The sequence below is a fragment of the Candidatus Zixiibacteriota bacterium genome, assembly GCA_022865345.1.
Taxonomy (GTDB): domain Bacteria; phylum Zixibacteria; class MSB-5A5; order MSB-5A5; family RBG-16-43-9; genus RBG-16-43-9.
In genome coordinates this window covers 1-5,782 of the sequence record JALHSU010000086.1, presented here as the reverse complement: position 1 = coordinate 5,782, position 5,782 = coordinate 1, and the positions used below count along the sequence as shown (strand labels likewise).

6 protein-coding genes and 2 tRNA genes are annotated in these 5,782 nt (G+C 43.1%); all 8 read right to left on the bottom strand.

The annotated features are described in order from the left end of the window. Position 1 precedes the first annotated feature (1 nt). Positions 2-75 (bottom strand) — tRNA-Pro (locus MUP17_03855). A gap of 196 nt (positions 76-271) precedes the next feature. Next, positions 272-571: a hypothetical protein gene (locus MUP17_03850; protein MCJ7458107.1), complete on the bottom strand. Its 300-nt coding sequence runs from the start codon at positions 569-571 to the stop codon at positions 272-274. Between the two features lie 203 nt (positions 572-774). Next, positions 775-1,125, bottom strand: a complete 351-nt coding sequence (locus MUP17_03845; protein ID MCJ7458106.1) for an RNA-binding protein — start codon at positions 1,123-1,125, stop codon at positions 775-777. A 744-nt stretch (positions 1,126-1,869) separates the two neighbouring features. Next, on the bottom strand, positions 1,870-2,610 hold the full coding sequence (gene surE / locus MUP17_03840; GenBank protein MCJ7458105.1) for a 5'/3'-nucleotidase SurE: 741 nt from the start codon (positions 2,608-2,610) through the stop codon (positions 1,870-1,872). Between the two features lie 121 nt (positions 2,611-2,731). Continuing rightward, complete coding sequence (locus tag MUP17_03835; GenBank protein MCJ7458104.1) at positions 2,732-3,403, bottom strand: glycosyltransferase family 2 protein; 672 nt, start codon at positions 3,401-3,403, stop codon at positions 2,732-2,734. Between the two features lie 105 nt (positions 3,404-3,508). Further along, positions 3,509-4,213 (bottom strand): MvaI/BcnI family restriction endonuclease, encoded by a 705-nt coding sequence (locus tag MUP17_03830; GenBank protein ID MCJ7458103.1) that lies wholly within the window; start codon positions 4,211-4,213, stop codon positions 3,509-3,511. A gap of 1 nt (position 4,214) precedes the next feature. Further along, positions 4,215-5,597: a site-specific DNA-methyltransferase gene (locus MUP17_03825; GenBank protein MCJ7458102.1), complete on the bottom strand. Its 1,383-nt coding sequence runs from the start codon at positions 5,595-5,597 to the stop codon at positions 4,215-4,217. A 45-nt stretch (positions 5,598-5,642) separates the two neighbouring features. Beyond that, positions 5,643-5,717: transfer RNA gene (locus tag MUP17_03820), tRNA-Pro, on the bottom strand. Positions 5,718-5,782: the final 65 nt, after the last annotated feature.

Genomic DNA, 5,782 nt, shown 5'->3' with positions numbered 1-5,782 from the left:
TTCGGGGCGATCCGATTTGAACGGACGACACCTTGGTCCCGAACCAAGTGCTCTACCAGGCTGAGCCACGCCCCGTTTTATTCAATTAACTCAAGTATCTTATATTTTTTTTTTATGAAAGTCAATAGAAAAATCGCTTTTATTTGTGCACCTTAAAATGAAAGGTGCTTTACAAGAAATGAGGGACAGAATCCGCCCGAGGCGGATTCTGTCCCTCCAATAAACGTTGCATTGACAAAGTCGTTGCATTCCCTACAATAAAAACTTATCTTTACTTTATCCTTTTAATCTCCCAGATGGTTCCCTTTTTTGAGGGACAGTGAACACGGTATATGTCGGGGTTATCGTTTTCCCAGGAGGGAACTTTAGCTGAACATCTTTGCACAAAAGGCTCCAGTGCAATTGCAGCCACCCCGCATAGCCCTTCAGGCCTGCAATTGGGATGAACATAGAGAAAAACTTCTCCTTCCTCATGCGGGCATTTGCCTATCTTCTCAATTAACTTCACCTCCACCGGCTCTAACCCTCTAACTTTGGCAATCTCAATCCATCTTTCTCTGGAAAATGGCATTGCTACCTCTAATGTTTAAGAATTTAGTCAAGACTGGGAAAGTTTGAATCTATCTGAGTAAATGCCAATGGAGTGTAAAGCTTTAGCTTTACCTCAAATTATTGACAGGCAAATGGATTTTTTGGCAAATCTAAAGATTTGCACTCCAATAAAGACTAAAGGGTCGGTCTACATTAAGCAGACCGACCCTTGTTCAGTCGAGATTAATACCTGGGACCTCTTTTTCGGGAATCCCGGTCTCTTCCTCTGCCTCCCCCTCCACCGTATCCACCACCACCACCACCACCACCACCGTATCCACCACCGCCACCGCTTCTCTTTGGTCTGGGACGGGCTTCGTCCACCTTGATATTGCGACCATCCAGCTCTTTTCCATCCAGGGCTTCTTTGGCGCTCTGGGCTGCTTCGCCGGATTCCATCTCCACAAACCCGAATCCTTTTCCTTCGATTATGGTGACGGAACTGACAGTTCCGTAGGCTGAAAAAGCCTCTCTGAGCTTTTCTTCACCGGTCTGGTAGCTCAGATTGCCTACGTACAACTTGCTGTTACTCACTCTCTCCTCCTTTGGAGTTAAGTGTTTTTTTGAAAGGGTTTGTGCTTCGAGCGAAGTCCGTGCAGATGAAAGAGGGTTTTGCCCTACTTAGAATCAGTGCTGCCCCGATATGTCGGGGCTGCCGAATCAGCGCCAAGCCGCGCCCTAATGTTGACAAAACATATCTACGTTATTCAAAGACAAAAGTCAAGTAAAATTTTTATTTTAATTGGGGTAATCTGACTCCACTAAAATGGCTATAAAAGAGTTCTTTTCTCCTTTTAGGAGAGGAGTCAGAAGTGAGGTCATTATTCCAAAGGATCGTAGCATCGAGCTTCCAGATTGTGCTTGCCAGGTCCCCTGACCTGGTAAGTTCTTCGTCGGGTCAGGGGACCCGACGACCACATAGCTGTAGTTGCCCAATTTATTGGGCTATTTTGCTCGATGAATCGAGCAACTACGATTACATTTGTGTAGAGGTAGCCGCAGACTTTAGTCTGCGTTTATGTACCACCCGCAAGCTAAAGCTTGCGGCTACCAATTCCAAAAAATCTTTTTTTTATGTAGCCTCGGGCTTTATGCCCGACGAAACTCACTTCCTCCAACACCCTCAAACGAGTTTGAGGGTGCCACCCAGCCGCTACAAATTTCTTTGCTCGATAAATCGCAAGCTGCTGGGATAGGGGTTGTACCCCAATCACTATCGGGCAGGAGTACAACTCCTGCCCGAGCAAAGGACCTTGCTCGATAAATCGAGAAACTACATCAAAATATCTTCCACCCTTTCATCTCCTCAATCGTCTTGTAATTAGTCCAGTCCAGGTGTAAAGGGGTGATGGAGACGTATCCTTTCTCGATGGCCAAGAAATCTGAATCCTTCCCGCCTTCGGACACGATTGCCTGACCGGCTATCCAGAAATATTTTTTGCCGCGGGGGTCGATCTTCTCCACCACCACATCTTTATAGACCCTTCTGCCCAGACGGGTGATTTTATATTTAGTCACCGGCTTCCTGTGTGGACGGATGTTCACATTCAGCAGGGTATCTTTAGGAATTCCTTTTTTCAGAACAAATTTAGCCAGCCTTCGGATGAACTCGGCTGGATGTCTATAATCTTCAGAAGAGGCATCTGTGAGGGAAACTGCAATAGAAGGTATTCCCAGGATCGTCCCCTCAATTGCGGCCGCAACTGTACCTGAATAGGTTACGTCATCTCCAAGATTTGGACCGGAATTGATGCCCGAGATGAGGATATCCGGTCTCCTTTTGAGAAGCTTATGAAAGGCTACCATCACTGCATCCGTAGGTGTTCCATCAATGGAATAAGCTCTATCTTTGACCTTATTTACTCTCAAAGGCCGGGTTAAAGTTAAAGAATGGCTGGTGGCGCTCTGCTCCCTGTCCGGGGCCACTACCCAGACCTGAGCGATTTTCGACATCTCTTTTTCTAAAGCCTTTAAGCCCTTGGCTTCGATACCGTCGTCGTTGGTCAGTAATGCTATCAAATTTCCTCCTGGGAAAAAGTGGCGAGTAGTGAGTGATCAGTGGTCAGTAAAAGATTTTTACTGGTCACTGGACACTGACAACTGACCACTGTATTTAAAACCACTGGTCACTGCCTTTTCTTCACCAGAACAGGCTTTTCCACATCAATTTAATAAATCTTCCTGTATCCACAAGTGGATTTATGAAACTTTTGCTTCCGTGATAGATTGTGCTAATCGGCACAGGGGCGATTTTGAATCCTTTTCTTCCGGCTTTGATTAAAATCTCTGATTCAAGCTCATATTTCTTGGTTGACAATTTGACAGTTTTCAAGACATCAGTTGAAATATACCTGTAACCGGACTGGCTATCCCGGACCTTTGTGTCTCCCAAGATAGAAACGATGATGGAAGTCACATTATTAGTCAGCCATCTGGAAAAAGGCATCGTCTTTAGTTCGATATGCCTTGTACCAACGAGTATGTCTGAGGTGCTGTTTTCTGCTTTTTTGATAAATTCTGGGATGAATTTTGGGTCATGCTGAAGGTCAGCGTCCAAGGTAATTACTCCGGAATATCCCTGTTCGACAGCATATTCAAACCCGGTTTTCAAAGCCTCTCCCTTGCCTTTGTTTCTCGTATGTTGAATACAATTCGCTCCGCTCTCTTTGGCTAACTGGTATGTTCTATCCGTGGAGCCGTCATCTACTACCAGAATATCTTTTCTTTGGGTGAATGCAGAGATTTGGGCAATAAGAGAGGAAATGGTTTTCTCGGCATTAAAAGCCGGAATGAGGACTAAGATTTTTTTCATTAACTAAAAAAGAGCAGGGTTTACTGCTCAGGCGGTTATAATCAAAGTCTTTTTTTGTTGAAATCTTATGTAAGGACAGGGCTTATCCCTGTCCGAACCTTAATACTATACTAATCGTTTTTTGTGAGCGTAAAGTAGCTTAAGATTTTTTTCTGAGATGCGGAAACCGGTTCCGTGATTGCGAACTCCGCCCGACGGGTATAAGTGCATCCTCATATCTATCATCATTTCGCTGCGTTCAAATGCTTCCAAAAAGTTTTCAGGTGCAGGATTTTCGAGTAGATATGCCTCATTGAAGTGAAAATGCTCTTTGCCATTTACTATTTTGTTGTCAGCGAGCACTAAGAGTAATCTGTCCAACTTTGTCATGAATTTCCCTGCAATTACGTAAGTGCTCCACTCGGCAAATACTACGCCCTTGTCGTTTTTGTTTCTTAGAATAATGAGATGTCTTTTGGGATCGGATTCCAAATAAAAGCCTTGTGAGTTCGGTCTCTTGTTACTGACAATGTTGTACAGCGCTTGTCTGCCCTGCTCGTCTTTGTAACCGTACCTCTCCAGTATTTCTTTCTGACTGACTTTCCAAACTGCTTTGTTGAATGTGAAAAGCGTGATTAGGGACTTTGCATCTCGTCTTGTTCCCTTCATCTCGACTCGTCCGCCAATGTCAGGGATTGCAACATTTGATTCCTTAAGCCCCAGTTCTCGTTCCAATAAGTGTCCAATCCCCGTAGGTCCACTTCTGGAAGTCTCTACAAAACCTCTTCTCTCTAATGCTTGCAGCCGTTTAATCAGTTCGGTTAATCTCATATTAATGTTTCTGGCAGACGACAATATATTCGTTCTTCATAGTTGAAGCAGTTTCGCCAACAACATTTGAAGGACTGTTTTTTAAAGGCATTCGCTTGTTTGGAATATTTCTGACAATCGTTTCGATGTGCGTGAAATTATTTTGTTCAAAAAGTTCTGCGGTAATTTCATCAGTAGGCATGCTCACTCCTTTCACTGTTCTGTTGCCGACCACGTAAGAAGCATACCCGCCTTTTTTCAGCGCGCTAGAAACATTATTGATTGACTTCTCATAATCTTCGTAAAATGAAATTACATCCCTTGCTCTCTCCTCGTCTTGCTTCCGGATCAGATGAATCACATCGTTCAATAAGTGGCTGCTAAAAGTATGGTTGTGTTTTCGTCTTTCCCCACCCATTAGGATATTGTCAATTTTATTTGCCGATTTGTAGCCAAGCCATTCATTTGCTAATCGCGAATACTGTCCGTATGCGACTGTCGTTCGTGAATCGCCATAAGGCGGCGAAGTGACAATAATATCGACGCTAGCGGGAGGTATTATTTGGTCGGGAATTGAATTGACGGTATTAAAGTCCAAAACCTTTGTAAATGAGCCGTTCTTGCAGGTCTTTTGGAATTCAATCAATCCTTGCTTGTTTCTTGATAACTTAGTTATCATTATTCCAAACACATCAGGATCTTCTACCTCATTAAAGTCTTTTCTCCTTACTAATTTGAATTCCCCGTGTTTCACATAAGAAGTTTCGCGCACTGTTTCGCTAAAAGCAACCTTGAAAAAGTTTCTTATTGAAATGTCATTTATGTTCTCAATGTAGGAAAGTAAAACTCCCAATTTTTTCTGAACGCTTTTTGAAAACCAAAAATCAATATTTTTTATCAGTGGAATAACTACTGATTTTATTTTTTCAATATTGAAATTGATTGAAAAGAAGTAACTTATAAAGTCATGCAGAAACAAGTCCAAAACCTGTATGTCTATCTTAGTCGTTTTCGCTGTGGCAATTAGCCTTGCTAACGGATTTATGTCTGTCCCGACTGCGTTGATGCCTTTAAGGTTGGCTTCAACTAAGGATGTGCCGGTTCCGCAGTAAGGGTCAAATAAAAGTCTTGCTTTATTTCCGAAGTTGTCGATGATTCTTCTGGCAACTTGCGGTATCATCATTGCAGGGTAGACGTGAAAACAATGGGTGTATTCTTTCGTATTTGAGTTTCTGAAATCCCAGCTTTCGTCAACTATCTTGCTTCTGTCTTTAAGTTTGGTTTGATATTCAACTTCTGGCTCCCTGGCAACTAAAACCTTCTTCCGCGTAGCAATTTCCTTTAATGACCCTGTTTTCGACTTTCTAATTCTTTTGTTAGTAGACTTCCTTGTCAGTTTTTTCATCGCTATTTTCCCAAAAACTTTATGAAATCCAAACCTTTAATTTTATCGGGGCGATCCGATTTGAACGGACGACCACTTGCACCCCAAGCAAGTGCGCTACCCAGGCTGCGCTACGCCCCGATTATATCAACTTATTATCTTCAATATCTCGCCAAGCTCCTGCTTAATATCCCGCAGGAGATTTT

Excerpts from the sequence above, each read along its gene's own strand:
- MUP17_03850 (MCJ7458107.1), bottom strand. The coding sequence starts at position 571 with ATGCCATTTTCCAGAGAAAGATGGATTGAGATTGCCAAAGTTAGAGGG.
- MUP17_03835 (MCJ7458104.1), bottom strand. The coding sequence starts at position 3,403 with ATGAAAAAAATCTTAGTCCTCATTCCGGCTTTTAATGCCGAGAAAACC.
- MUP17_03830 (MCJ7458103.1), bottom strand. The coding sequence starts at position 4,213 with ATGAGATTAACCGAACTGATTAAACGGCTGCAAGCATTAGAGAGAAGA.
- MUP17_03825 (MCJ7458102.1), bottom strand. The coding sequence starts at position 5,597 with ATGAAAAAACTGACAAGGAAGTCTACTAACAAAAGAATTAGAAAGTCG.